The sequence below is a fragment of the Kitasatospora sp. NPDC004799 genome, assembly GCF_040609095.1.
GTDB lineage: Bacteria > Actinomycetota > Actinomycetes > Streptomycetales > Streptomycetaceae > Kitasatospora.
On the sequence record NZ_JBEXJK010000010.1, the window covers coordinates 1 to 22,508 of the forward strand.

General features: G+C 73.9%; 18 protein-coding genes. 4 read left to right on the forward strand and 14 right to left on the reverse strand.

Annotated elements, in window-relative coordinates; all coding sequences use genetic code 11:
- The first annotated feature begins 116 nt into the window (after positions 1 to 116).
- Positions 117 to 1,001 (forward strand): IS5 family transposase, encoded by an 885-nt coding sequence (locus ABZW03_RS02510; protein ID WP_355251090.1) that lies wholly within the window; start codon positions 117 to 119, stop codon positions 999 to 1,001.
- Between the two features lie 30 nt (positions 1,002 to 1,031).
- On the opposite strand, the gene ABZW03_RS02515 is transcribed toward ABZW03_RS02510, so the two are convergent.
- From ABZW03_RS02515 to ABZW03_RS02545, 7 genes are all read right to left on the reverse strand, one after another.
- Positions 1,032 to 2,342, reverse strand: coding sequence for a geranylgeranyl reductase family protein (locus ABZW03_RS02515; RefSeq protein ID WP_355250974.1), 1,311 nt, complete (start codon positions 2,340 to 2,342; stop codon positions 1,032 to 1,034).
- A gap of 264 nt (positions 2,343 to 2,606) precedes the next feature.
- Positions 2,607 to 3,302, reverse strand: coding sequence for a demethylmenaquinone methyltransferase (locus ABZW03_RS02520; protein ID WP_355250977.1), 696 nt, complete (start codon positions 3,300 to 3,302; stop codon positions 2,607 to 2,609).
- A 54-nt stretch (positions 3,303 to 3,356) separates the two neighbouring features.
- Positions 3,357 to 3,944 (reverse strand): hypothetical protein, encoded by a 588-nt coding sequence (locus tag ABZW03_RS02525; RefSeq protein WP_355250979.1) that lies wholly within the window; start codon positions 3,942 to 3,944, stop codon positions 3,357 to 3,359.
- Between the two features lie 250 nt (positions 3,945 to 4,194).
- A complete protein-coding gene (locus ABZW03_RS02530) occupies positions 4,195 to 4,920 on the reverse strand; it encodes a hypothetical protein (protein ID WP_355250982.1) in 726 nt (241 codons plus the stop codon).
- A gap of 49 nt (positions 4,921 to 4,969) precedes the next feature.
- The gene (gene mqnC / locus ABZW03_RS02535; RefSeq protein WP_049651178.1) at positions 4,970 to 6,190 is read right to left on the reverse strand and encodes a cyclic dehypoxanthinyl futalosine synthase; all 1,221 of its coding nucleotides are present in this window, start codon (positions 6,188 to 6,190) and stop codon (positions 4,970 to 4,972) included.
- 200 nt (positions 6,191 to 6,390) lie between these two features.
- The gene (locus ABZW03_RS02540) at positions 6,391 to 8,133 is read right to left on the reverse strand and encodes a serine/threonine-protein kinase (protein ID WP_355250986.1); all 1,743 of its coding nucleotides are present in this window, start codon (positions 8,131 to 8,133) and stop codon (positions 6,391 to 6,393) included.
- Between the two features lie 273 nt (positions 8,134 to 8,406).
- A complete protein-coding gene (locus ABZW03_RS02545; protein ID WP_355251093.1) occupies positions 8,407 to 9,240 on the reverse strand; it encodes a menaquinone biosynthesis protein in 834 nt (277 codons plus the stop codon).
- A gap of 534 nt (positions 9,241 to 9,774) precedes the next feature.
- Here ABZW03_RS02545 and ABZW03_RS02550 point away from each other — a divergent pair.
- On the forward strand, positions 9,775 to 9,978 hold the full coding sequence (locus ABZW03_RS02550) for a cold-shock protein (RefSeq protein ID WP_189920031.1): 204 nt from the start codon (positions 9,775 to 9,777) through the stop codon (positions 9,976 to 9,978).
- Between the two features lie 288 nt (positions 9,979 to 10,266).
- Here ABZW03_RS02550 and ABZW03_RS02555 read toward each other — a convergent pair whose 3' ends face one another.
- Positions 10,267 to 11,598 (reverse strand): dicarboxylate/amino acid:cation symporter, encoded by a 1,332-nt coding sequence (locus ABZW03_RS02555; protein WP_355250990.1) that lies wholly within the window; start codon positions 11,596 to 11,598, stop codon positions 10,267 to 10,269.
- 480 nt (positions 11,599 to 12,078) lie between these two features.
- On the opposite strand from ABZW03_RS02555, the gene ABZW03_RS02560 reads away from it, so the two are divergent.
- Positions 12,079 to 13,287 (forward strand): MFS transporter, encoded by a 1,209-nt coding sequence (locus tag ABZW03_RS02560; RefSeq protein ID WP_355250993.1) that lies wholly within the window; start codon positions 12,079 to 12,081, stop codon positions 13,285 to 13,287.
- Between the two features lie 74 nt (positions 13,288 to 13,361).
- On the opposite strand, the gene ABZW03_RS02565 is transcribed toward ABZW03_RS02560, so the two are convergent.
- From ABZW03_RS02565 to ABZW03_RS02585, 5 genes are all read right to left on the reverse strand, one after another.
- Positions 13,362 to 16,730, reverse strand: coding sequence for an SdrD B-like domain-containing protein (locus ABZW03_RS02565; RefSeq protein ID WP_355250996.1), 3,369 nt, complete (start codon positions 16,728 to 16,730; stop codon positions 13,362 to 13,364).
- A 110-nt stretch (positions 16,731 to 16,840) separates the two neighbouring features.
- Positions 16,841 to 17,956, reverse strand: a complete 1,116-nt coding sequence (locus tag ABZW03_RS02570) for a LacI family DNA-binding transcriptional regulator (RefSeq protein WP_355250999.1) — start codon at positions 17,954 to 17,956, stop codon at positions 16,841 to 16,843.
- A gap of 35 nt (positions 17,957 to 17,991) precedes the next feature.
- Complete coding sequence (locus tag ABZW03_RS02575; RefSeq protein ID WP_355251002.1) at positions 17,992 to 18,336, reverse strand: DUF4229 domain-containing protein; 345 nt, start codon at positions 18,334 to 18,336, stop codon at positions 17,992 to 17,994.
- An 82-nt stretch (positions 18,337 to 18,418) separates the two neighbouring features.
- On the reverse strand, positions 18,419 to 18,946 hold the full coding sequence (locus ABZW03_RS02580; RefSeq protein WP_355251005.1) for a GNAT family N-acetyltransferase: 528 nt from the start codon (positions 18,944 to 18,946) through the stop codon (positions 18,419 to 18,421).
- A gap of 111 nt (positions 18,947 to 19,057) precedes the next feature.
- The gene (locus ABZW03_RS02585) at positions 19,058 to 20,374 is read right to left on the reverse strand and encodes an MFS transporter (protein ID WP_355251008.1); all 1,317 of its coding nucleotides are present in this window, start codon (positions 20,372 to 20,374) and stop codon (positions 19,058 to 19,060) included.
- A 95-nt stretch (positions 20,375 to 20,469) separates the two neighbouring features.
- Here ABZW03_RS02585 and ABZW03_RS02590 point away from each other — a divergent pair, with 95 nt between their 5' ends.
- A complete protein-coding gene (locus ABZW03_RS02590) occupies positions 20,470 to 21,513 on the forward strand; it encodes a helix-turn-helix domain-containing protein (RefSeq protein ID WP_355251011.1) in 1,044 nt (347 codons plus the stop codon).
- Positions 21,514 to 21,917: 404 nt separating this feature from the next.
- Here the strand turns inward: ABZW03_RS02590 and ABZW03_RS02595 are convergent, their stop codons facing one another.
- On the reverse strand, positions 21,918 to 22,391 hold the full coding sequence (locus tag ABZW03_RS02595) for an ATP-binding protein (protein ID WP_355251015.1): 474 nt from the start codon (positions 22,389 to 22,391) through the stop codon (positions 21,918 to 21,920).
- Positions 22,392 to 22,508 lie beyond the last annotated feature (117 nt).

The following is a 22,508-nucleotide window of genomic DNA, read 5'->3' on the forward strand; positions in this document are numbered from 1 at the left end:
CCATGGCCCTGTGCGTGGCGATCGTGCGCGGGAAGTAGGACTCGACCACCACCGTCCGACCGGACTCGATGAGTGCCCGGGCGGCCTCGGACTTGGAGTCCGCGAAGATCACCGCCATGTGTGTCTGTGCGTGCAAGCCGTTGTACGACTCGTCGTTGACGGACTCCCAGTGGGCGGTGATCGAGCCGCTGCTTCCGATGCGGGATCCCCGTCGGGCGGGTCGGCGGCTGAAGTTCCCGCGGCGGCTGGTCGTGGACACGGTGCTGTACGTGCTGGTCAGTGGATGCGCGTGGCGGCTGGTGCCGCACGATCTGGCGCCGTGGGACGTGGCCTACCGGTGGTTCCGTGCCTGGACGGCGGACGGGACTTGGGGCCGGGTCCACGATGCGTTGCGCGAGCGGGTCCGGGTGGCGGACGGGCGGGATCCGCAGCCTTCGGCGGCGGTGCTGGACTCGCAGTCGGCCCGCAGCCACCAGGGCGGCGAGGCGATCGGCTACGACGCGGGCAAGCGCGTGCGGGGCCGCAAGCGGCACCTGCTGGTGGACACCTGCGGGCTCGTGCTGCGGGCGGTGGTGCATTCGGCCTCGGTGCAGGACCGGGCGGGCGCGAAGCTGGTCCTCACCGGGATCCGGGAGGAGTTTCCGCAGGTCGGGCTGGTCTGGGTCGACGGCGGCTATGTCAACGTGGTCGACGCCGGACTTGTCGCCTGGGCGGCGGAGCGGGAGGGTGTGGAGATCGTCGCGGTGCCGCGCAACGCGGATGTGAAAGGCTTCCGGGTGCTGCCCCGCAGGTGGGTGGTCGAGCGGACATTCTCCTGGCTGGGACGGTGCAGACGGTTGGCACGGGACTACGAGCGCAAGACCGCGCACGCCGAAGCGATGATCAAGGTCGCCATGATCCGGCTCATGGCCGCGCGCCTCGCCGGCGAGGAGATCGAACCACGCGGCCCCATCGAGACCGAAGCAGCCCGCCGCCTCGCCGACGACCTCAAGCACCAGTAGTCACCCGATTACCCAACACTCTCTCAGGCGTCAGGCGTTCGGGGCGACCCGGGCCAGGCCGTTGATCACGCGGTCCATCGCGTCGCCGCCCTGCGGGTCGGTGAGGTTGGCGAGCAGCTTGAGGGTGAAGCGCATCAGCATCGGGTGGGTGAGGCCGCGCTGGGTGGCGATCTGCATCACCTTGGGGTTGCCGATGAGCTTCACGAAGGCGCGGCCCAGCGTGTAGTAGCCGCCGTACACGTCCTTGAGGATGCGCGGGTAGGCCTGGAGGGCACGCTCGCGGCCGCCGTCGGTGACCCGGGCGAGGGCCTGCACGATGACCCCGGCGGCGATCTGGCCGGATTCCATCGCGTAGGCGATGCCCTCGCCGTTGAACGGGTTGACCATGCCGCCCGCGTCGCCGACGAGCAGCAGCCCGCGGGTGTAGTGCGGCTGCCGGTTGAAGGCCATCGGCAGCGCGGCACCGCGGATCGGCTCGGTCATGTTCTCGGGGGTGTAGCCCCACTCCTCCGGCATGCCGGCGCACCAGGCCTTGAGCACCTCGCGCCAGTCCAGCTCGCCGAACGCGGGCGAGGAGTTGAGGATGCCGAGGCCGACGTTGGAGGTGCCGTCGCCCATGCCGAAGACCCAGCCGTACCCGGGCAGCAGCTTGCGCTGGCCGTCGCGGGTGTCCCACAGCTCCAGCCAGGACTCCAGGTAGTCGTCGTCGTGGCGCGGCGAGGTGAAGTAGGTGCGGTAGGCGACGCCCATCGGGCGGTCCTCGCGCCGGTGCAGGCCCATGGCGAGCGAGAGCCGGGTGGAGTTGCCGTCGGCGGCGACCACCAGCGGGGCCCGGAAGGTGACCGGCCGCTTCTCGTCGCCGAGCTTGGCGGTGACGCCGACGATCCGGCCGGTGCGCTCGTCCAGGACCGGCCCGCTGACGTTGCAGCGCTCGTAGAGCCGCGCGCCGGCCTTCTCGGCCTGACGGGCCAGCAGCTCGTCGAAGTCGGCGCGCTTGCGCACCAGGCCGTAGTCGGGGAAGGAGGACAGCTCGGGCCAGTCCAGCTCCAGCCGGACGCCGCCGCCGATGATGCGCAGGCCCTTGTTGTGCAGCCAGCCGTTCTCGGTGGAGACGTCGATGCCCATGTCCACCAGCTGCTTGGTGGCACGCGGGGTCAGGCCGTCGCCGCAGACCTTCTCGCGCGGGAAGGCGGTCTTCTCCAGCAGCAGCACGTCCAGCCCGGCCTGGGCCAGGTAGTACGCGGTGGTGGAGCCGGCCGGGCCCGCACCGACCACGATGACGTCGGCCGTGCTCTCCACGGGGCTGTCCGGCTTCGTCAGATCGGCTGCGGTCTCGGACACGTGGACACACTCCTGGAACTGCGGCGGGGGGACGGCGGCTCTGTCTCCGGCAGTCTAGTTCCGCTCACGCCACCGGACGCGCCCCCGCCCCCGTCCGCCGGCACCACGCGGCCACCGACCGCCGGAAACACCAACCACCGACCGCCGACACCACCAACCGCCGACAGCACCGACCACCGGACCGAGCCACGGCCCGGGACCGAACCGGGAACCGGGAACCGAACCGATCCGAAAACCGACCGCCCCGCCCCCGCCCCCGCCCGGCTACGCGGTCTTGTACGCCCGGTGCAGCGCGACGATCCCGCCGGTCAGGTTCCGCCAGGCGACCTTCGACCAGCCGTTGTCCTGCAGCTTGGCGGCCAGCCCCGGCTGGTCCGGCCAGGCCCGGATGGACTCGGCGAGGTAGACGTACGCCTCCGGGTTGCTGCTGACGGCGGTGGCCACCGGCGGCAGCGCGCGCATCAGGTACTCGGTGTAGACCGTCCGGAACGGCGTCCAGGTCGGGGTGGAGAACTCGCAGATCACCAGCCTGCCGCCGGGCTTGGTGACCCGCTGCATCTCGCGCAGCGCCGCGTCGGTGTCCTGGACGTTGCGCAGCGCGAAGGAGATCGTCACCGAGTCGAAGGTGTCGTCCGCGAACGGCAGCCGGGTGGCGTCGCCGGCGGTGAGCGCCAGCTCGGGGTGGCGGTGCTTGCCCTCGGTGAGCATGCCGACCGAGAAGTCGCACGGGACGACCCGCGCCCCCGCCTCGACGAAGGGCAGCGAGGAGGTGCCGGTGCCGGCCCCGAGGTCGAGCACGAGGTCCCCCGGTCCGGCGTCCACCGCCTCGGCCACCGCCCGGCGCCAGGCGCGGGCCTGGCCGAGGGAGAGCACGTCGTTGGTGCGGTCGTACTTGGCCGCGACGTCGTCGAACATGGCGGCGACTTCGTGCGGCTGCTTGTCCAGAGAGGCTCGGGTCACGCCCCCATTGTTCACCCTCGCACGGACACCCCGGCCAACGGGGCACGCCCCCCGTCAGTGCTGGGCGCGCCGCCCGCCCGCGCGCCGCCGTCGGCGCGACCGCTTCCCGTGGGTTATCGCGGGCATCCCGTCCGCCAGCGCCCCCGTCGCCAGCGCGAGGTTGGCGGCCAGCTTCCCCTGCCCGCCGCGGACGGCGAGGGCCTTGTGGTGCCGCCGGATGCGCAGCACGCAGATCACGAAGAGCACGACGGCCACCGGCACGCTGAACCGGGCCAGGCCCACGCCGACCGGCTGCGGGTAGGTGTCGCCGCAGATCCGCACCGCGCCGGGGTCGTCGGCGGCGTGCTCCAGGCAGACCCGGTCGCCGACCCTGGCGCCGTCCGAGAGCGGCAGCGCGGCCGCGGTGTGCGGCTCGCCGCCGGCCCGGTAGCTGACGGCGCTGTAGGTGCCGCCGCCGGTCGGGAGCTGGGTGACGACCCCCTCGACTCTCACCGGGTGCGCCTCGATCCGGTCGGCCTGGTCGGCCTGGCGCCAACCGAGCAGGCACATGCCGACGGCCAGCACGGCGCTGAGCACGGCGGCGAGGTACCAACCACGGCCCAACCGCGGGGTGCGCGGCGGGGGAACGGTCGCGGTTCGCATGCTTCCTGTCCTGGCTTGCCTTCGGGGCCGGGGACACGGCCCCGCCGCCCGCGGGCGCGGGCAGTGGTGTGGTGAGGGTACGGAGTGAGCTGTCCGGGATCGTATCCGCTGGCGGCCCCTCAGGTCACGACGAAGGGGCAATCACTCCCCGGGACCGGCACCGGAGTTCGGGTGCACACGAAGGAAGTCCCGTACGTCACAAGGAAATCCGTCTACTGACGAGTACGTCACACCCGCCGTGACGACCGTCTCACCGCCGGCGGTACACCAACCGCCCGCCCAGCACCGTGGCCAGGCACCCGCCCACCACCGGTTCGGCGCGCCCGCCGCCCGCGGCCGCGAACACCGCGAAGTCCGCCCGGCCCCCGGCCGCCACCCGCCCGTGCACGGCCTCCGCCAACGGCAGGACGGCCAGCGGGTCCAGCGGCCCCTCGCCCGCAGCGCACACACCACCCGCGCCGTCCGCGCCACCAGCGCCACCAGCGCCACCAGCACCAACCGCGTCACCCGCGCCGCCGGCCCCCCGGAGCGGCGCGGAACGACCGGGCAGCCCCACGACCCCCGACCGCGCCACCGCCGTCCGCACCGAGGCCCGCTCGAAGGGCCCGGCCACCGCCGTCACCCCGTACCCGAGCATCCGCTGCAGCCCCCGCCGCGCGCTGGCCCCGCACCGCACCTCGTCCGCGGACCCGACCAACCCGTCCGCCACCGGTTCGAGGCCGATCTCCTCCCGCGGATCCGGGTGGTACGCGCGTTCCAGCAGCCAGTGCCCGTACGGGTTGCACAGCCCGGGGGCGAGCACGGCCGCGCCCCAGTCCCGCACCCGCGCGCCCGGGTGCGCGGCCGCCAGCTCCCCGTACGGACCGACCGCCTCCACCAGCTCGCCGCGCACCACCACCGCCCCGTCGGCGATGGACGGGGCGGTGGGATCGGCGGGGTCGGGCAGCACGAACGCCGCCCGGTGCAGAGTCAGCACGACAGCGCCTTCGGCTTCGACGGCAACGACACCGGGAGGGGGGGAGGACTCAGTTGTCCAGGATCTTCAGCTCCGGGTGCGCGGTGCCGCCCTCGATCGCCGTGGAGGCGATGTGCGAGGCGACCCGCGGGTCGACCGGGTCGTTGGCCGGGTCGTCCAGCACCCGCAGGTGCTCGTACGTGGTCGAGCGCTGGGCCGGGACGCGGTCGGCGGCCCGGATGAGGTGGATCAGCTCGGTGAGGTTGGAGCGGTGCTTGGCGCCCGCCGCCGAGACGACGTTCTCCTCCAGCATCACGGAGCCGAGGTCGTCCGCACCGTAGTGCAGCGACAGCTGGCCGGCCTCCTTGCCGGTGGTGAGCCAGGAGCCCTGGATGTGGGCGACGTTGTCGAGGAACAGGCGGGCGATCGCGATCATCCGCAGGTACTCGAAGACGGTGGCCTGGGTCGAGCCCTTCAGGTGGTTGTTCTGCGGCTGGTAGGTGTACGGGATGAAGGCCCGGAAGCCGCCGGTGCGGTCCTGCACGTCACGGATCATCCGCAGGTGCTCGATCCGCTCGGCGTTGGTCTCGCCGGTGCCCATCAGCATGGTGGAGGTGGACTCCACGCCGAGGCCGTGGGCGATCTCCATGATCTCCAGCCAGCGCTCGCCGGACTCCTTCAGCGGGGCGATCGCCTTGCGCGGCCGCTCCGGCAGCAGCTCGGCGCCGGCGCCGGCGAAGGAGTCCAGGCCCGCCTTGTGGATCCGGGTGATGGCCTCCTCCACGGAGACGCCCGAGATCCGCGCCATGTGCTCGACCTCGGAGGCGCCCAGCGAGTGGATCACCAGCTGCGGGAAGTCGGCCTTGATCGCCGAGAACGCGCGCTCGTAGTACTCCACGCCGTAGTCCGGGTGGTGGCCGCCCTGGAACATGATCTGGGTGCCGCCCAGCTCGACCGTCTCGGCGCAGCGGCGCAGGATCTCGTCGAGCTCGCGGGACCAGCCCTTGTCGCTCTTCGGCGGCACGTAGAAGGCGCAGAACTTGCACGCCGTCACGCAGACGTTGGTGTAGTTGATGTTGCGCTCGATGATGTACGTCGCGATGTGCTCGGTACCCGCGTAGCGGCGGCGGCGCACCGCGTCGGCGGCGGAGCCGAGCGCGTGCAGCGGCGCCGAGCGGTAGAGCTCCAGCGCCTCCTCCGGGGTGATCCGGCCACCGGCGGCGGCCCGGTCGAGCACGGCCTTCAGGTCGGTGCTGGACGCATCGAGGGTGGTCGCTGCGAGCTCGGTCACCTGGCGGCCTTCTCTCTCTCAAGTGCTACGGGGGTACGGCCGAACCAGCCTACGCCAGCACATTCCGCCGCCCGCGTCAGCCCGCTGACCCGCGCACGGGCCGCCCGGAACCTCGCCCGGCCTCCTGCCCCGGACCCCGTCCGACGTCCCCACCCGGGCCCGCGTCCGCCGACCCGCCCGGACGTCCCCACCCGGACGTCTCAGCCGTCCGCCCCCTCCGCCTCCCCCGCCCCGTCCACCCGGCGCATCGTGCCGGTCGGGTTCCCGGCCGGCGGGTCGGCGGAGACGAACCGGACCGTCCCGTCGGCCCGGAGGGTGAGCGTCTCGGCGTTGGCGCCGCCGGTGCAGGCGCCGGGGATCGAGGAACGGACCAGCCGGGACCGGAACACCAGCTCGGTGGCGGAGGCCGACGTGAGCGTCCAGGCGCCCTCGCAGCTGATCGGGATCAGCCCGGAGACGGCGTTGCGGCTGGTGGTGCTCTCCTGGCCGATCGCCGCCGGACGGACGGTGATCGTGGTGGTCCCGGCGGGCAGCCCCTTGTTGGTGACCATGTCCCCGCGCCAGGTGCCCAGGAAGGCGGCGGGCACCACGCTCGGCCCGCCGGTCCCGGACGCCGGGGCGGAGGCGGAGGCGGAGGCGGAGGCCGTCGGGCTCCCCGTCCCCGTCGACGCGAAGGCCCCGGGCGACGCGAAGGCCCCGGGCGAGGTGACGGCGTCGCCCGGGTCGACGGACGGCACCGGCAGCGGCCCCACCGTCGGCCCCGACACCACCGGATCGGGCCCGGGGCGGTGCCACCACGCGTACAGCCCGTACCCCGCGCCCCCGAGCACCCCGAGCGCCAGCGCCGCGGCCCCCGCCCGCCGCCGCCACGGATGGGCGGGCTCCGGCGGCTTCCGCCACTCCGGCGGGTAGTAGCCCTGCGGCACGAAGGTCGGCGTCCGCACCGGCTCGTCGTCCGCCACCCCCTCCCCCCGCGCCCCCGGATCCCCCAACGGTCCCGCATCCCCCAACAGCCCCGGCTGCCCCGGCTCCCCCGCATCCCCGTCCAGGTCCAGCAGCTCCACCGCGCTGCGCCCCACCCCCGCCGCCAGCTCCGCCGGCAGCCAGCCGCCCCGCGCCAGCCGGGTGCCGGCCGCGCCGTCCGGGTCCAGCCGGTCGCGCAGCTGCCGCGGGGTGGGCCGGGCGGCCGGGTCCTTGGCCAGGCAGTCGAGCACGATCCCCCGCAGCGGCCCGGGCAGCCCGGCCACGTCCGGTTCCTCGTGCAGCACCCGGTAGAGCAGGACGGCCGCGCTGACCCCCTCGCCGAAGGGGTGCACGCCGGTCGCGGCGAAGGCGAGGACGGCGCCGAGCGAGAAGACGTCCCCGGCCGGCCCGACCGTCTGTCCGTTCGCCTGTTCGGGTGACATGAAGCCGGGCGATCCGACCACGTAACCGGAACGGGTGAGGCCACCGGCGGCGTCCAGTGCCCGGGCGATCCCGAAGTCGATCAGCCGCGGCCCGTCCAGGGTGAGCAGCACGTTGGAGGGTTTGACGTCCCGGTGCACCAGGCCGAGCCCGTGGACGTGGGCGAGCGCCTCGGTGAGCCCGACGCCGAGCGCGCGCACGGCCGGTTCGGGCAGCGGCCCGTACGTCCGGACGGCGTCACCGAGCGCGGGGCCCGCCACGTAGCCGGTGGCGACCCAGGGCCGACCGCCCTCGGTGTCGGCGTCCAGTACGGGCGCGGTCCAGGCGCCGCCGACCCGCCGGGCGGCGGCCACCTCCTGCCGGAACCGGGCGCGGAACTCGGCGTCGTCCGCGAGTTCCGACCGCACCACCTTGACGGCGACGGTGCGCCCGCCGGCCGTCCGGCCGAGGTAGACCCGGCCCATCCCGCCCGAGCCGAGCCGCCGCAGCAGCCGGTAGCCGCCCACCTGGCGCGGATCGTCCGACCCCAGTGCCCGCATCCCCGTACGCTCCCCTCGCCCGCTCGGCCACGCGCCCGGCCGACCGACCGGTCAACCGGTCAACCGAGCCGGTGAACCGGTAGACCCGTCGACCGAGCGGCCGCCGGACGCGCCTCGGGTGCAGACCGTACCGGGCCCGGCCGAGCCCCGCCCGGGCCCGCGCGGGGGCACCACCCCCACGCGGGAGCACCCCCTCGGGCAGGACGAGGCCACGACACGACCCGGGTCGAACACGTGCGGCCCGGCTCGAACGCCTACGGCCCCGACGGCGCCCTACGGCAGCGGCAGCGCCGCCGGCTCCAGCAGCCGCACCGCGACGTCCGGGGCGAACCCGCTGTCGTGCGCGACCCGCCGGGCGAACTCCGTGACACCGGCCAGCTGCCGCTCGCCGAGCGAGAAGTCGAGCGCCTCGCTGAAGTACCGCTCCAGCACGTCCGCCCCGAAGGCCTCCCAGCGGGCGGCCTGCTCGGCGACCTTGGCGGCCTCCACCAGCGACAGGTCGCGGGACTCCAGGAACGCCCGGTGCACCGCGGCGGTCAGCTCGGGGGCGCGCTCGGCGAACTCGCGCCGCACCGCCCAGACGGCGAAGACGAACGGCAGCCCGGTCCACTCCTTCCACATCTCGCCGAGGTCGTGGACGGTCAGCCCGAGGTCGGCGGCCTGCCCGAGGTAGGCGCGCAGGGCCGGGTCGCCGATCAGGACGGCGGCGTCGGCCTCGGCGAGCATCGCGCTGAGGTCCGGCGGGCAGCTGAAGTAGTCCGGCCGCACGCCCTCGCGCTCCTCCAGGAGCAGCCGGGCGAGCCGTACGGACGTACGGCTGGTGGAGCCGAGGGCGACCCGGCGGCCGTCGAGGTCGGCGAGCGGCACCTTGCTCACGATCAGGCAGGACATCACCGGGCCGTCGCTGCCGACCGCGATGTCCGGCAGGACCAGCAGGTCGTCCGCGTTGCGCAGGTACTCCACGGAGGTGATGGGGCCGATGTCCAGGTCGCCGTCGACGAGCTGGTCGCTCAGCTTTTCGGGGGTGTCCTTGGTGAGGTCCAGGTCGAGCAGATTGCCGGTCCTGGCGAGTCCCCAGTAGAGGGGGACGCAGTTCAGGAACTGGATGTGGCCGACCCGCGGCCTGACCGGGGTGTCCTGCCGGGGCTCCCGCGTCCGCGCGTCCGGTGTTCCCGCTTCCGGTGCTGCCACTGCGCCGCTCCCTTGCTGTTCGTGCCTCCACGCAGCGTATGCCTGCTGTTCGCGGCGGCTCGCACCGGCCACCCGACACGCCCTGACACACCGCCGAGGCACCGCCGGAGCACCGCCGGAGCACGGACGACGCACCGCCGGAGCGCCCCCGAAGCACCGCCAACGCGCCACCGGGGAGCCCTTTCCGCGCCCGCTCCCGCCCTTACGACACGCGCCTTCCACGCCGTAAGTGACCTCTGGTCGTCACAGCGGCCGCATGCTAGCGTTGCCCTCAGTTGCAGTTTGATTCCCCTTGCAGTACTTGAAGCCTGCGGAGCATGTAACCGCAGGCTTTTTGTAGTTTTTCAGCAATATCGAAAAATTTCGGACACGTCCGGAGGCAGGGCGATCAGCGCAGCGGACCGGGTGTCACACGGTGTGGCCCCCGACACGCATCGCAAGGAGAACGGCATGGCTCAGGGAACCGTCAAGTGGTTCAACGCTGAGAAGGGCTTCGGCTTCATCGCCCAGGAGGGCGGCGGCCCCGACGTCTTCGTTCACTACTCCGCCATCAACGCGAACGGCTTCCGTTCGCTGGAGGAGAACCAGACGGTCACCTTCGACGTCACCCAGGGCCCGAAGGGCCCGCAGGCGGAGAACGTCACCGCTGTCTGACCATCCTCTGATGATCTGATCGCTCGGGACCCGAACGGGTCCGCCGGCGGCTCCCGACAGCCGCCACCATGAGCACAAGAGCAGTACCCAAGGGGGCCCGCCCATCCGGCGGGCCCCCTGCCTTTTTCCGAAAACCGCGGCCCGGGCCCACGAGTGGGCGGCGGCACGGCGGCATGAGTTCGGGCACGGAACGAGGAAATGCGGAAAGGGCCCCTCCCGTCGCCGGGAGAGGCCCTTTCCTTCATGCCGGTCGAACGCCCCCTCTGACGTCCGCCCGCACGTTCACCCTCAGGCCGCCACCGGGGTCGCTCCGGCGGCCGGCTTCGCGTCCTCGTCGTACAGGTCCGCGGAGGGGTTGTTGTACGCGGTGACGTCCAGGATCTTCTCCCGGGCCGCGACCACGATCGGCACGACGACCTGGCCGGCGACGTTGGTCGCGGTGCGCATCATGTCCAGGATCGGGTCGATGGCGAGCAGCAGGCCGACGCCCTCCAGCGGCAGGCCCAGGGTGGACAGGGTCAGCGTCAGCATGATGATCGCGCCGGTGAGGCCCGCGGTGGCGGCCGAGCCGACCACCGAGACGAAGGCGATCAGGATGTAGTCCTTGACGCCCAGCTCGATGTTGAAGACCTGGGCGACGAAGATCGCGGCGACGGCCGGGTAGATCGAGGCGCAGCCGTCCATCTTCGTGGTGGCGCCGAACGGGACCGAGAAGGACGCGTACTCGCTCGGCACGCCGAGCCGCTCGGTGACGCGGCGGGTGACCGGCAGGGTGCCGACCGAGGAGCGGGAGACGAAGGCCAGCTGGATCGCGGGCCAGGCGCCCTTGAAGAAGTGCAGCGGGTTGAGCCCGGCGGCGAAGCGCAGCACCAGCGAGTAGACGACGAACAGCACCAGGGCGCAGCCGAGGTAGATGTCCAGGGTCAGCGTGGCGAAGGGCTTCAGCAGGTCCCAGCCGTACTTGGCGACGGACTTGCCGATCAGGCCGAGGGTGCCGAGCGGGGAGAGCCGGATGACCCACCAGAGCGCGGTCTGGGTCAGCTCCAGCACGGACTCGCTGAGCTTGAGGACCGGCTCGGCCTTGGCGCCGAGCTTGAGGACCGCCGCGCCGACCACGACCGCCAGGAAGACGATCTGGAGCACGTTCACCTTGGCGAAGGAGTCGACGATGTTGGTCGGGAAGATCCCGGTCAGGAAGTCGATCCAGGTGCCCTTGGAGTCGAGCGCCTTGAGGCCCTCGGTCTTCAGGTCGGTGCCCTCGCCCGGGTTGGTCAGCAGGCCCAGGCCGATGCCGATGCCGACCGAGATCAGCGAGGTGATCATGAACCAGAGCAGCGTGCGGGTGGCCAGGCGGGCCGCGTTGGTCACGTTGCGCAGGTTGGCGACGCTCACCACGATCGCGGTGAACACCAGCGGCGGGACGGCCACCTTGAGCAGCTGGACGAAGATCTTGCCGATGGTCTCCAGGGTGGTGGCCAGCCAGGAGATCTCGGCGGTGCGGGCCAGGTAGCCGAGGCCGACGCCGAGCACCAGGCCGGCGACGATCTGCACCCAGAAGGGCGTCTTGCGGATGCGGGCGAGCACGGACGGCGACGAGGTCGCCTCGGGCGCTGTGGACATGGGGGAGCGTCTCCGGGGGAGGGCGTTGCGACGGTGAGGTGTGGGGCGGAGCGGGCGGCACGGCGCGGGGCCGGGCATGAGGGGCCGGCCCCCGGTCAGGGGCGTGCCGCCGCGGTACAGCTCAGGGCGGTACAGCGCGGGGCGCGACAACGGCGCGGGCTGTCCACAGCGCCGCCCGGAGCACACCGGCGGGCGGCGCCGGGCCGCGGGCCCGAGCCGTTCATCCGCAGTGCGTCCGAGGCTGTCATGGCCGATACGTTAGCAGTAAAGGTTTGAGATGTTCAAAGTACTTGTTTGAGATGGTGCAGGGCTCCCCTCACCCTCGCGCCGACCCCGAGCTCGCCACGGACCCGAACTCCGGACACGAACGAAGCTGACGCCCCATCAGGTCGATGGGCCGGGCCGATTGACCACTGAGCGGTTATACGTATAACTTTGACGGCGTCCCCGCCCCCGCCTGCCCACCCGGAGAGGATCCCGATGGGCTACCTCGCCCTGCTCCGTGCCCCGCACGTCACCCGTCTGCTGCTCGGCACCCTGCTCGGCCGGCTGCCCGCCGGCATGACCGCCCTCGTCATCGCCCTCGCCCTGCGCGACGCCGGGGTGGCGTACGGCCGGGTCGGCCTGGCCACCTCCGCCTACGCGATCGCCGCCGCCGTCGGCGGGCCGGTGCTCGGCCGGATCGTGGACCGCACCGGGCAGCCGCGCGTCCTGATCGCCTCCGCCGTGGTGGCCGGCGGCGGGTACGCGCTGCTCGCCCTCGCCCCCGGCTCCGCGGTCGCCGCACCGGTCGGGGCCGCGATCGCCGGTCTCGCGATGCCCCCGCTGGAGCCCTGCCTGCGCTCGCTCTGGCCGGACGTGGTCGAGGAGGAGCAGCTCGACACCGCGTACGCCTTCGACTCCGCGTCCCAGCAGATCCTCTACGTGGCCGGCCCGCTGGCCGTCGCCGCCATCTCCGGTCTGTTCAGCCCGGTCGCCGCGCTCTGGGTGGCCGCCGGGCTCGGACTGGTCGGCGCGCTGGTCGTGGCCACCGCGGGGCCCGCCCGGGCCTGGCGCGCCCCGGCGCGGGAGCGGTCCGCCGGGCTGCTCGGACCGCTGCGCTCCCCCGGTCTGGTGCTGCTCCTGGTCGGCCTGGCCGGGGCCGGCTGGGCGGTCGGCGCGCAGAACGTGCTGTTCATCGCCTACGCCGAGCGGCACGTCGGCGCGCTGCCCGGCGGCGGGGGCACCCTGCTGGCGCTGGCGGCGCTCGGCGGCCTGCTCGGCGCGCTCGCCTACGGCGCGGTCCGGTGGCGCTGGACCACCGCCACCCGCACCTGGGTGATGGCCCTCGCGATGGCCGTCTCCTACCTGCCGCTGGTGACCCTGCCCGGGCCGTACCCGATGGCCGCGCTGGCCTTCCTCTCCGGGATCATGCTGGCCCCGCTGCTGGCGGCGGCGTTCGTGCTGGTCGCCGAACTGGCGCCGACCGGCACCGTGACCGAGGCCTTCGCCTGGCTGGTGACGCTGTTCGCCACCGGCAACTCGCTCGGCTACGCCGTCTCCGGCAAGCTCGCCGAGGACTCGCTGCGCCCGGTGGCCCTGTGCGCGGCGGGCGGGATCGCGCTCGGCGGGCTGCTGCTGTTCGGCGCCCGCCGCTGGTTCCAGCCGGTGCCGGCCGCCCCGGCCGCGCAGCCCGTCCCGGTGGGTTGACCCACCCCATGAACGACCGCGCCCGCCGGTGGTCTGGCCGGCGGGCGCGGTCTTCTCCTCCTACCTGTGAGTGATCAGCTGTGGCGGCCCCGACGGCGCCGGGCGATCACCGTCAGCAGCACCCCGGAGCCCAGGACGGTGGCGGCGAGCACGGCCGGCAGCAGGCCGGTCCCACCGGTGTGGGGCAGCTCGCCGCCGTGGCTCGGCGACGGGTGCGGCCCGTGCGTCGGCCCGTGCGTGGGGCTGTGCGTCGGGCTGTGGGTCGGACTCCCCGTCGGCGACGGCGAGTTCGTCGGGGACGGCGACCCGGTCGGCGACGGCGAGCTCGTGGGAGACGGCGACGAGGTCGGCGACGGAGACGACGTGGGGGACGGCGAGGACGTCGGCGAAGGCGAGGACGTCGGAGACGGCGACGAGGTCGGCGACGGAGACGACGTCGGAGAGGGCGACGGCGTACCGGCCAGCACCAGCCCCAGGTCCAGGTCCAGGTCGTGCTGCCCGCCCGCCAGCCGCACCGTCTGGGTGAGCCCGGTGGTCGGGTCGGCGTCCGAGTCCCGCGCCGGGTCCGTCCCCGCGTGCTGCAGGGTGACCTTCGCCCCCGCCGGAACGGTCGTCAGGTCGAACCGCACCGCGTACTGCCCGTCCGGCAGCTTCTCGAACAGGTAGTGCCCGTCGGCGTCGGTCACCGCGGTGACCGGCTTGCCCATCCTGTCCCGGACCGGCTGCCCGGTCCCGTCCAGCAGCTCCACCCGGACGCCCGCCACCCCGCTCTCGCCGGGGTCCTGGAGGCCGTTGCCGTTGCTGTCGGCCCAGACGCGGTCGCCGAGCGCGTTGTCCGGCGGCACCGGCGCCTGGACGCCGACCCCGACCTTGGCCGGCTCGGCGGGCAGCAGCGGGCTGCCGGTGGAGTCGGTGGCGGTGTAGGCGAAGCTGTTCCAGGCGAAGTCGGCGTCGCCGGCGTCCACCGAGGCGACCATCGACCAGGTCAGGGTGAACAGCCCGCCCGCCGGCAGGGTGCCCGGGCGGCGGATCCGGAACCAGGTGGCGTTGCCCGGCCCGGGGAAGGCGGTGGTCCACTGCGCGTTCGCGTCGCAGGGCCCGGGCACGGTGATCGCGCCGGTCAGGCAGGGGTTGGGCGAGGTGGTGTACTCGATCACCACCGTCGGGTCGCTGGAGGTCAGCGGCTGGGTCAGCGAGGGCGTCCAGGCGGACCCGCGCGGGACGTCGGGGTTCAGCACGTACGCGTCGCCCGGGGCGGGCAGCTTGTCGTACGCGACGAACTCGGTGACCGGGTCGGGCGAGTCGTTGCGGACGGTCAGCCGGTAGGAGATGCCGCCGCCGGGGGTGGTGCTGCCGGTGCTGCCGTAGTCCTGGTCGAGGTCGCCCTTGACCTCCTTGAAGGAGCGCAGCACGGCCGGCACCTGGACCTCGATCTGGGAGGAGGCGTGGCACACGGTCTCGGCGGTGTCGCCGTTGCCGTTGACGTCGTGGGTGTCCGGCACGCCGCCGTCGCTGCCGAAGTAGAAGCAGCTGACCGGCGCGGTGGCCCCCTCGGTGGTGACGTAGACGTCGTTGGTGAGGGTGCCGGGCTGGGCGCTGCCGGCGACCTGGACGTCGATCAGGGTGCGGTAGGCCCGGTGGTCGTCGACGTACATCATGTCGGGCGCGCCGGCCGGCCAGGTCAGCTTGAGCAGCTGGCGGCCGTCCGGGCCGGGCAGCACCTGGACGGACTGCGGGGCGACGGACTCCGGGTAGGCCGGGTCGCGGCGGGCGCTGCCGTCCTGGTAGACGATGCCGGGCGGCAGCAGGTCGTACAGGACGAGCGGGGTGCCCAGGGTGCGGCCGGTGCGGTTGTACGGGACGACCTGGAAGGTGGCGATGCCGCCGGGGGCGAGGACGGCTCCGGCGGTGGTGGTCTTGGCGGCGCCGAGGTTGGTGGTCGCGGTGACGGTGGTGTCGGCGCAGGCGCTCGCCGAGGCGGTCTCCCCCGCGGCGTCGGTCCCGGTCACGTCCACGCAGTTGTGCAGCGGGGTGGGCGCGGGGCGGCCGTCGTGGCCGGGGGTGACGACCTGGGCGTGCAGCCGGACGGCGCTGCCCGGGCTCCAGCCGGAGGGGATCGGGCCGTTCCAGGCGAGGCGCAGCCCGTCCAGCCAGCGGCCGGCCGGGAGGCCGATCACGTCGTTGACCGGGTCGCCGGCGCCCTCGGCGAAGGTGATCCAGCGGTTCCTGGAGCCGTCGAGCGGGCCGCCGGGGGTGAAGGTCAGCCAGGTCGGGTCGCCGTTCAGCCGGTACTGCAGGGTGAGGACGACGCTGGTGGGGTTCCACGCCGACAGCTGGAGGGCCTGCGGGAACAGCCAGTCGTAGAGGCCGGGGGTGGTGCCGGAGCCGGGGTCGGTCATCACCAGGCTGGTGGCGGGCCCGGCGGTGTTGGTGGGGTACAGGTTGAGCGACGCGATGTCGCCGGAGGCGACCTCGCTCTGCCACTGCTTGCCCGCGGTGACCTGGATGCCGGTGGTGGGCGGCTGGAAGGTGGGGGTCTGCGCGGTGTCGGTGGACAGGTCGCGGATCGGCTCGGGGCCGAGCGGGTCGCCCTGCAGGACCACCGAGTTGGTGGAGGTGGTGCCGCTGGGGAAGGTCGGGTCGGGGTAGTTGACGACCAGCACGCCGGGGCTGCGGCAGCCGGCCTGGCCGTTGCCGGACCGGAACTCGCCGATGTCGTAGATCCAGCGGTCCGGGTTGTCCGGGTCCTGGGTCCAGCCGGGCGAGCGCCCGGTGTCGACGACGGCGCCGGTCGGCAGGGTGTCGACGAGCCGGCTGGCGTCCAGGTCGACGTTGGGGACGCCCGAGGTGGAGCAGGCGCTGAACTGGTAGGTGACCGAGCGGCCGTCCTGGCTGCTGGTCTGGACGCCCTTGGTGACCGTGTAGTCGGGCTGGACGACCGCGGTGGTGGTGGCCGAGCCGGTCTGCGGCGTCTCCCCGTCGGCGGTCAGGGTGGCCGAGTTGACGGTCCGGGTGTTGTTCGGGGTGGTGAAGTTGGGGAACTTGAGCACCACCTTGACGGTCGCGGTGGTCCCGGGGGTGAGCGTGAGCAGCTTGATGTCGAGGGTACCGCCGACCGTGCCCGCGGCCGGCACCGTGGAGCCCCCGACGTCCACGGTGGACGCGTCCGGGACCCAGCCGACGAACTCCATCCCGGCCGGGAGGCTGTCGGTGATCCGGCCGTTGGTGCAGTCGGTCACCGAGCAGGTGTAGCGCAGGGTGTAGGTGACGTTCTCGCCGGGCGCCACCGTGGCCTTGTCCACCGTCTTGGTGAAGGTGACGGCGGCCTCGGCGGGCGGGGCGGTGAGGGTACCGGTGAACAGCGCGCCCGCGAAGAGGCCGAAGGCCGCTGCCGTTCGGGCTGCTCTGGACAGGCGTGGGTTTCGTGGTCGGAGCGTCCGCATGAACGGAATCTCAGCGTCCTATTATCCGTCCAAGCCTGCGCCGCGAGGCGAACCGGCCGGTAATCACCCGTTCGGACCAATCCGATGGGATGAACGTCCTCCCGAACGCGCTACGCCGGCGCCGTGGAGGAGCGCAGCACCAGCGAGGTGGCCAGCGGCGCGACCGGCGCCACCCGCTCCCCGCGCAGCAGCGCCGCCAGCGCGGCCGCGCCCGCCCGGCCCAGCTCCTCGCCGGGCAGGTCGACGGTGGTCAGCGGCGGGGCGAGCAGCGCGGCCACCGTGACGTTGTCCATGCCGACCACCGACAGGTCCTCCGGCACCCGCAGCCCCAGCTCGGCGGCGGCCTGGTAGACCCCGGAGGCGACCACGTCGTCGTCGCAGACCACCGCGCGCGGGTGGTCCGGCCGCTCCAGCAGCCGGCCCGCCACGGTCCGCGCGGCCCGGTGGCCGTCGTTCAGGCTCACGCCCAACTCGACGACTTCCAGGCCGAGTTCACGGACGGCCTGCTCGAAGGCGGCCTGCCGGACGCGGAACGTGTAGGCGGAGTGGCTGGAGCGCAGGCGGCCGATCCGGCGGTGGCCGAGCGCGGCCAGGTGCTCGACCGCGGCGCGCATCCCACCGGCCACGTCGAGCTCGACGGTCGGCCGGGCCCGGTCGGTGCCGGGGTCGGCGTCCAGGAAGACGGCGGGGGTGTCGGCGGGCAGCTCGCCGAGCTGGCTGTCGTCCGGGGAGCAGATCAGCAGGCCGTCGAAGCGGCCGGCGGTGGCGGCCTCGGCGAGGGTGGCGCTGCCCCAGCCGGAGCTGACCACCACGGCCAGGCCGTTGCGGCCGGCCTCCTCGTGGACACCCTCCAGCACCCGGCCGAAGAACGGGCCCTGGAGGTTCGGCACGGCCAGCAGGATCATCCCGCTGCGGCCCAGCCGCAGCTGCCGGCCGGCCGCCTGCGGGCGGTAGCCGAGGCTGCGGGCGGCCTCCCGGACCCGTCCGCGGGTGGCCTCGGAGACCCGTCGGCCGGCCTCGGCGCCGGAGAAGACCAGGGAGACGGTGGCCTGGGAGACCCCGGCGAGCCGGGCCACGTCCCGACCGGTGGGCCGGCGGACGGGGGCGGGCCAGGTGCCGAGCGTCGTCCCGGCGGGCGGCTGCTCGGCGGGCGCCGACCCGGCGGACGACGGCTCGGGCTGCGGCTCGGACGGCGGCTCGGGCACGGATTCCGGGGTGGCGGACACGGCGGCTGCGCTCGTGCTCGGGGGCGGGGCCGGGGTCAGCCCTGGCCGGCGGTGGCCGCGCGGGCGGCCTCGTCGGCGGCGTCCTCCTCGGCGTTCTGCGCGGCGATCCGCTCGGCGGTACGGCTGCGCATCCCGGTGACCTTGCCGCTGATCTGCGCGGACATCTCGTCGCGCTGCTTGCTCAGCAGCGCGTAGCTGAGCGGCGCGGAGGCCACCGCGGCCAGCAGGAACAGGAAGACCATGCCGGCCTCACCGCTGACCGGGATGACCCGGAAGTGCCCGAGCAGCAGGGCGACCAGCAGGCAGCCGAGGAAGATGCTGACCCGCATGGAGGTGTAGCGGAGCGTGGCGTGCGACTTCTCCGGGCCGTTGCTGGTCACTCGACACATCCTTCTTCGTTGCGCTGGGGCGGGTCCTCCAGTCAAGCATGCCTAACGGCCGGAGCGGGTCACGGGGCGGCCGTCAGCGCAGATCGAGCCACATGGTGATGTCGTCCCGGTCGTCCCCGGGAGCGATCCGGATCGCGGCCGGCACCCGGCCGACCTCCCGGTAGCCGCCGCGGGCGTAGAACCGCTCCAGCCCCAGGCCGCCGCGCGCGGTGAGCCGCAGCGACTCCAGGCCCCACTCCCGGGCCACCCGCTCGGCCTCGGCGAGCAGCCGGGCGCCGTGACCACGGCCCTGGCAGTCGGGGTGCACCATGACCCGCTTGAGCATCCGCCAGTGCTCCATCGGGCCGAACCGCATCGACTCGAAGAACAGCACGCCGACCAGCCGGCCGGTCGCGCTCTCGTGCGCGACCAGCAGCCGGTCCGGGCCGTCCGGCGCGACCCCGGCGAACTGGCGGTCGGCGGTGTCCCAGACCTCGTCCTCGGTGACCGGCGCCACGAAGCCGACCGCCCCGCCGGCGTTGGTGACGTCGGCCCACAGCCGGACGATGTCCGTCCGCAGGTCGGGGTCGAGCTTCGGGTCCAGGGTGAAGGTCAGCGCCATGGAGCGGAGCCTAGACCTCCGGTACGACAGTCGATACGACAGTCCTGCCGGGGCCCCGGACACCTCGCGCCGGCACCCCATACCCCGCGCCGGAGCCTCGCCCACGGGAGGTCACGCGACGGCCGGCGCCGCCCCGTCGGCCCGTCCGGTGCGCAGCGCCAGGCAGAGCCCGACCGCGACCGCGCACAGCGCGCCGGCGCCGTACCAGGTGAGGTCGTAGTCGCCGAGCGCGTCCCGGGCCAGGCCGGCCAGGCCCGCCACGACGGCGGCGCCGATCTGGTGGGCGGCGAGCACCCAGCCGAAGACGATCGGGGCGTCCTCGCCGAAGTGCCGGCGGCAGAGCGCGACGGTCGGCGGCACGGTGGCCACCCAGTCCAGGCCGTAGAAGATCACGAAGGCCAGGATCGGCGGCTGGAGCGAGCCGGCCAGCAGCTGCGGCAGCAGGAGCAGGGACAGCCCGCGCAGCCCGTAGTAGACCGTCAGCAGCAGCCGGGAGTCGACCCGGTCGGTGAGCCAGCCGCTGAAGACGGTGCCGAGCACGTCGAACACGCCGATCAGGGCGAGCAGGCTCGCGGCGGTGGTGACCGGCATGCCGTGGTCGTGCGCGGCCGGGATGAAGTGGGTGCCGACCAGGCCGGCGGTGGTGGCGCCGCAGATCGCGAAGGAGCCGGCCAGCAGCCAGAACGCCCGGCTGCGGGCGGCGTCCCGCAGCACCCGCAGCGAGCGGGCCAGGGCGCGGCCGTTCGCGGCCGGCGCGGGCGGGGCCTCGGTCGCGCCGTACGGGAGCAGGCCGATGTCGGCGGGCCGCTCGCGCATCAGCAGCAGGACCGGGACGGCGACCGCGCTGGCGGCGAGCGAGACCACGACCACGGCCGAGCGCCAGCCGTGCTGCTCGACCAGCCAGGCGCCGACCGGCAGGAAGACCAGGTTCCCGGCCGCTCCGGCGGCGGTCAGCACCCCGGTGACCAGCCCCTGGCGGGCCTGGAACCAGCGCCCGGTGACGGTGGTGGCGAAGGCGCCGGCCATCGAGCCGCTGCCGAGGCCGACCAGCACGCCCCAGCAGAGCACCAGTTGCCAGGGCTCGCGCATCAGCATGGTCAGCCCGGAGCCGACCGAGATGGTCAGCAGCGCGCAGACCACCACCAGGCGCACCCCGAAACGGTCCATCAGGGCGGCGGCGAAGGGGGCGGTGAGGCCGTAGAGCGTCAGGTTGACGGAGGTGGCGCTGGAGATCGTCCCGAGCGACCAGCCGAACTCGTTGTGCAGGGCGTCCATCATCAGGCTCGGCGTGGAGCGGAAGCCGGCCGAGCCGAGCAGGACGAGCAGGGCGACGGCGGCCACCACCCAGGCGTAGTGCACCCGGGGGCGCCCGGCCGGGGCGGGAGGTGCGGAGCTGGACGTGGGGGCGAGGGCGCTGCATTCGGTCACCCGCACGAGTGTTCCGGGCCGCCGGGAGCCGGACGAGTGGCCTGAATGACAGCTTTCGCAAGAATCGGGCCACGGCCCGTACTACCCTGGCCCGCATGGCACACCTGGTCGCGGTACTCGCCCTGGAGGGCGTGATCGCCTTCGAACTCGGCATCCCCGCCCGCATCTTCGGCGGCGCCAGGGATGCGGACGGGCGGCCGCTGTACGAGGTGGCCACCTGCACCCTGGACGGGCGGCCGGTCACCACCAGCGCGGACTTCCGGATCATGGTCGACCACGGGCCCGAACTCCTGGAGCGGGCCGACACGGTGCTGATCCCGGCCTCCGCCGACTCCAGCCCGGCCGTCGCCGACGCCTGCTTCACCCCGGCGATCGCCGCCGCGCTGGCCCGGATCCGGCCCGGCACCCGGCTGATGTCGATCTGCACCGGCTCCTTCATCCTGGCCGCGGCCGGGCTGCTGGACGGCCGTCCGGCCACCACCCACTGGCGCTACACCGAGCGCTTCGCCCGGCTGTTCCCCCGGGTGCGGCTGGACCCCGACGTGCTCTACACCGACGACGGCGACCTCCTCACCTCGGGCGGGGTGGCCGCCGGGGTGGACCTGTGCCTGCACGTGGTGCGCCGCGACCACGGCAGCGCGGTGGCCAACGCGGTGGCCCGCAACTGCCTGGTGCCGCCGTGGCGCGAGGGCGGCCAGAAGCAGTACGTGGAGGCCCCGAGCCCGGTGGAGTCCGGCGGCAGCGGCACCGCCGCGGTGCGCGCCTGGGCGCTGGAGCACCTGGACCGGCCGCTGGCACTGCGGCAGCTCGCCGACCGGGCGGGGATGAGCGTACGGACCTTCACCCGGCGCTTCCGCGAGGAGACCGGTGCCAGCCCGGGCCAGTGGATCACCACCCAGCGCACCGAGCGGGCCCGGCAGTTGCTGGAGCGGACCGACCTGACGATCGACCAGGTCGCCCGGGAGTCCGGCTTCGGCACCGCCGCCTCGCTGCGGCTGCAGCTGCGCGGCCGGCTGGACGTCGCGCCGAGCGCCTACCGGCGGACCTTCCGCACCCTGCCCGAGCAGCGCTCCCCCGGCAGCCCCGAAGACCCCGAAGGCCCCGAAGGCCCCGAGAGCCGTGCCGGGCGCGCTTCCTGAGTGCGGCCCGGGAGCCGGGTGGCCGGTGGCCGGATCTCACCGCTCCCGGGCGGCGCATTGGATGGCGGCAGGCCGCGCGCACCCCGAGCGCGGCACGGCAGGCCGCCATCCAACCGCGGCGCGCGAGCCCTGGACCCGCGCCACACCCTCCGCACTCGCCGAGGAGCGGCCCGCGACCGGCCGTCCGCGATCCCCCCTGCTGGCACGAATCCCCTGGACAGCAGCACCGCGGCGGTGGACGGACGTCCCCTCGGCGTCCCCTCGCAACGGAGCGCCGCACCCAAGCGTGATCAGTCGGATACGTCACGTCAATGGGTAGTCCGAAATTCGGAATGGTTGCGTCACCTTTCGGCCGGTGATCAGCACCGGTGATCGGCACGGTCCGACGGCCGCCGCGAAAGCCGCTATTGCGCCAAAGCCGCCCAGTCCACGTCCGCCAACGGATCGGCCGGGCGGGCGTCGCCGCCGATCTCGCACCACACCCGCTTGCCCGAGCCCTCCGGGCACCAGCCCCAGCGCTCGCAGAGCAGCTCGACCAGCTCCAGGCCGCGCCCGTTGGTCGCGTCCTGGTCCGCGCCCGCGTGCCGCGGGGTCGGGGCGGCCCGGCTCGCGTCGGCGACCTCCACCCGCAGCGGGACGGCCGGCCCGCCCTCCTCCGGGCCCTCGGCCACCGGCAGGCAGAGCCGCAGGACGGCCGGACAGCCGGTGTGCACCACGGCGTTGGTCACCAGCTCCGAGACCACCAGCACCACCGACTCGGCCATCGGCGCGTCCGGGTCCACCCCGTGGTTCAGCAGCCGCGAGCGCACCCACCGGCGGGCCCGGCCGACCTCGGCGGGGTCGGCCTGCACCGCCAGCTGTACCTGAAGAACCTGCACCGCTCCACCACCCGCACTCGCAGTTCGGCCATAGTCCCGATCGGGCCGGACCGGCCGGCGGTCCCGGCACGTCGCCCGGCGCCACCCGAGCCGTACCCCGGGCACCCGCCCGATCCG

Coding starts and splice junctions, on each gene's coding strand:
- ABZW03_RS02510 (WP_355251090.1), top strand. CDS start 117: ATGTGTGTCTGTGCGTGCAAGCCGTTGTACGACTCGTCGTTGACGGAC.
- ABZW03_RS02525 (WP_355250979.1), bottom strand. CDS start 3,944: ATGCGAACCGCGACCGTTCCCCCGCCGCGCACCCCGCGGTTGGGCCGT.
- ABZW03_RS02540 (WP_355250986.1), bottom strand. CDS start 8,133: ATGCGGGCACTGGGGTCGGACGATCCGCGCCAGGTGGGCGGCTACCGG.
- ABZW03_RS02550 (WP_189920031.1), top strand. CDS start 9,775: ATGGCTCAGGGAACCGTCAAGTGGTTCAACGCTGAGAAGGGCTTCGGC.
- ABZW03_RS02555 (WP_355250990.1), bottom strand. CDS start 11,598: ATGTCCACAGCGCCCGAGGCGACCTCGTCGCCGTCCGTGCTCGCCCGC.
- ABZW03_RS02560 (WP_355250993.1), top strand. CDS start 12,079: ATGGGCTACCTCGCCCTGCTCCGTGCCCCGCACGTCACCCGTCTGCTG.
- ABZW03_RS02565 (WP_355250996.1), bottom strand. CDS start 16,730: ATGCGGACGCTCCGACCACGAAACCCACGCCTGTCCAGAGCAGCCCGA.
- ABZW03_RS02580 (WP_355251005.1), bottom strand. CDS start 18,946: ATGGCGCTGACCTTCACCCTGGACCCGAAGCTCGACCCCGACCTGCGG.
- ABZW03_RS02590 (WP_355251011.1), top strand. CDS start 20,470: ATGGCACACCTGGTCGCGGTACTCGCCCTGGAGGGCGTGATCGCCTTC.